The organism is Monashia sp. HAY1-5C, from assembly GCF_056755255.1.
In genome coordinates, this window is the sequence record NZ_JBPGXG010000607.1 from 1 (window position 1) to 248 (window position 248).

1 protein-coding gene is annotated in these 248 nt (G+C 48.8%); it reads right to left on the reverse strand.

The window, feature by feature from the left end:
* On the reverse strand, positions 1-248 hold a 248-nt coding region (locus ACR9ZK_RS22920), incomplete at both ends, for an AAA family ATPase (protein ID WP_481344218.1).

Below are 248 nucleotides of genomic sequence, written 5' to 3' on the forward strand. Positions count from 1 at the left end.
GGTTGGGATTCCGAACCTCGGCCCACAACAGTTCATAAGATGTCTTGATGGGGTTATGTTTATAGCTCACGATTTTTGAAGCACCCTCCACCTTGCGGACGATCCAGAAAGTCTCGTGCGTCCGGCATTCCACTCCCCGTTTAGGGTCAAAGGACACTTCCTTGTGGAAGTAAATATTGTGGGTCAGAACGAAGACTTGTTTGATCTGACCTGTCTCCTCGCACGCTTCCTTGAGAACACGTTTGATA